Raw genomic sequence first — 2,996 nt, forward strand, 5'->3', positions numbered from 1 at the left:
CCCAATAAACCACTAAGATATTTAAAAAACACTCAAAAGGAATTTAAAAACAAACTTTTAAATTCCTTAATCTTTTTTAGTATTTACTTACACTTTTAAAGCATACTTACTCATCATCACCAGGAGCTACTCTTTGTAAGTATTTTACTACTTGATAGTATTCATTCTCATCTAAACTTGCATTATCTTGCATAGATTTAATTGTGCTTGGCCATACATTTTTACTAAACTCATCATAAGCATGTAAAGCATGGCATATACCACATCTTTCTTCAAATAATGCCTTACCATCTTCTATAATATCTTTATTTGTAATCTTAGTATTATCAACACTAGCTACTATCTCTACTACTTCCCAAGTATTATCATAATCATCTACTTTAGTTCCTATTACTTTAACAGCATTAGCATCATCAAGATTTACGCTATTTGATAAGACACCTAAAGTATCATAAATAGCTTTTCCACCTTTAGGACGATAGCCTGTAAGTTTTATCTCACTTTTATTATTATCATTTTTAACTATATCAAACTTAGTTCCTATAATAATTGTTCCTATTGTTTTATTATTAATACTTAAAGGAGTGTTTTCTAAAGCATAATTATTAGCTAATAATGAGCTTGTAATTAAACTTAATAATATTAGTTTTTTCATTTTTTATTATCCTTATAAATGTTTTTATACTTATTATTATTTGTTTTTATTACTTATCTTAATAAGTATTTTTAAAGCCTAAAATATACTTTTAGGCTTTATTTAATTTATGCTTTAAACTTTGGTTGTCTAAATAAATCAAGTGCTGGAATTTCTTTAGTATATTTTTCTATTTCTACTAAAGCAGTTGCTTGATTACCACAAGCAAGTTTGCTACTTGGAATATCAGCTATAAGCACATTCACATCTCCGTGTAAGCATAAGCCTTTTTTATTAGGATTATACCAAGAGCCTTCTTGCATTCTAATTACACCAGGTTTAACATATTCAGTTACTAAAACACCACCTAGTATTTCCCCTCTATCATTAAATATACGAACTATATCTCCATTTTTAATACCACGAGCTTTTGCATCAATTGGATTCATCCATAAGCTTTCTTTTCCTTCTACTTCTTCAAAATCTCTTAAAAAAGTATTATTAAGTTGTGAGTGTAATCTATACTTTGGATGTGGAGTGATTAGATTTAATTTATATTTTTTAGCATTGCCTAAATATTCAGCTGGTTCATAAAATTGAACTAAGCCTTTGCAATCATCATAGCCAAACTTATCAATCTTTTTAGAAAATATTTCTATCTTACCACTTGGAGTTCCTAATCTATTAGTAATTGGGTCATCTCTAAAATCTTTCATTTTTACGAAATTCTTAGCTTCTTCAGGAGCTTTAAATTCTACATAGCCTTTAGCCCAGAACTCATCAAAGGTTGGCATTGATAGGCCTGTAGCACTTGCTTTATCGCGAGCTTCATTATAAAAATATTGCACCCAACCCATCTATCGCGACCTTCTGTAAAGGCATTTAATGCGTTATCTCCAAAATGCTTTAATATACCACAACAAATATCATAGTCATTTTTCGCATTGTAAAGTGGTTGTATGGCTTGTTTAATTGCAAATAAGTATCTATTATCTGTAGATTTAGTTATATCATTTCTTTCTATTTCAGTAGTAGCCGGTAGAACTAAATCAGCATATCTTGCACTAGCAGTCCAAAAACAATCTTGAACTATAAAACTATCAACCTTAGCAAATGCTTTTAATTGTCTATTTCTATCTTGATGATGGTGCATTGGATTACCACCAGCCCAATAGATACATTTTATATTAGGAAATACTTTTTTCTTTCCATTAAAATCATATTCTTTGCCAGGATTTTCAAGCATATCTACTATTCTTGAAACAGGAATTACTTCGTTTTCTCTATTGCTCCATTCTCCTTTAGTTGATGGACTAACACTTATACCACCAATTCCTGGAAATCCAGCAAAATCCTTGCTCGTGTCAAATGTAGCTCCACTTCCAGCACCATTTAAAGTTAGAGAGCCTGGAATTGGTAACCCACCTGCATAATGATATGCAAACCCATATCCACCACCATCAAGTCCAATTTGTCCTAAAACAGATGCAAGAGTTATCATAGCCCAGTGAGCTTGTTCTCCGTGATGAGCTCTTTGGAAACCCCAACCTGCCATAATCATAGTTCTATTTTTAGCCATAAGTTCTGCTAATTCTTTTATTTTTTCTGCTTTTATACCTGTGATTTTTTCTGCTAATTCAGGAGTTTTTGGATTATTCTCATCAAATAATCTTTCTTTTAATTTAGCAAATCCTACCGTGTATTTTTTAAGGAATTTTTCATCGTGAAGATTGTTTTTAATTAGATGATAACACATTGCTTCTACTAAGGCAACATCGGTTGTAGGATTAATAAATACTTGTTCTGCACCTAAAAATCTTGCTGTATGATTTACCACAGGGTCTATATTTATAACTCTAATTTTACCTTCATCTTTTAATTTTTTTAGTTGTTTTAAATAGCTATAAGTTTCATGCATAGGAACTCCCCAGCCTATTTGGTTGGTATTTGCTATATCAACTGACCATAAAACAACTACTTTTGAATGTTCTAATATATTTTCCCAAGAAGTTTGTTTAGCATTTGATTCATCAACACCACTAACATAAGGAGTAATTGCACGAATACAATGAGTTGAGTATGTAAGAGTGCTTGTGGTATATCCACCAGCAATTGCTAACATTCTACCAAGTAAGCTTTGTGGGTTATTTATATTTCCAACACAATACCAACCATAACTACCGCCAAAAACTGCATTAGAGCCATATTTTTCATAAACTCTTTTAAGCTCATTAGCTACTAATTCATAAGCTTTTTCCCAAGTAATCTCAACAAATTCTTCTTTACCCCTTAAGTTTTTAGGAGCTTTTTCAAATCCTTTTTCTAAAACACTTTTTCTAACACTTGGGTTTTTAATTCTATC

3 protein-coding genes are annotated in these 2,996 nt (G+C 30.8%); all 3 read right to left on the bottom strand.

Going from position 1 to position 2,996, the window contains the following annotated elements; genetic code table 11:
- Window positions 1-106 precede the first annotated feature (106 nt).
- Window positions 107-655: a hypothetical protein gene (locus tag AVBRAN9333_RS09315; protein ID WP_239803609.1), complete on the bottom strand. Its 549-nt coding sequence runs from the start codon at window positions 653-655 to the stop codon at window positions 107-109.
- 107 nt (window positions 656-762) lie between these two features.
- On the bottom strand, window positions 763-1,491 hold the full coding sequence (locus AVBRAN9333_RS09320) for a molybdopterin dinucleotide binding domain-containing protein (protein WP_336609899.1): 729 nt from the start codon (window positions 1,489-1,491) through the stop codon (window positions 763-765).
- A partial coding sequence (locus AVBRAN9333_RS09325) for a molybdopterin-dependent oxidoreductase (protein ID WP_336609900.1) occupies window positions 1,389-2,996 on the bottom strand: 1,608 nt, incomplete at its 5' end. The genes AVBRAN9333_RS09320 and AVBRAN9333_RS09325, both read right to left, overlap by 103 nt.

The sequence above is a fragment of the Campylobacter sp. RM9333 genome (assembly GCF_020137705.1).
GTDB lineage: Bacteria > Campylobacterota > Campylobacteria > Campylobacterales > Campylobacteraceae > Campylobacter_E.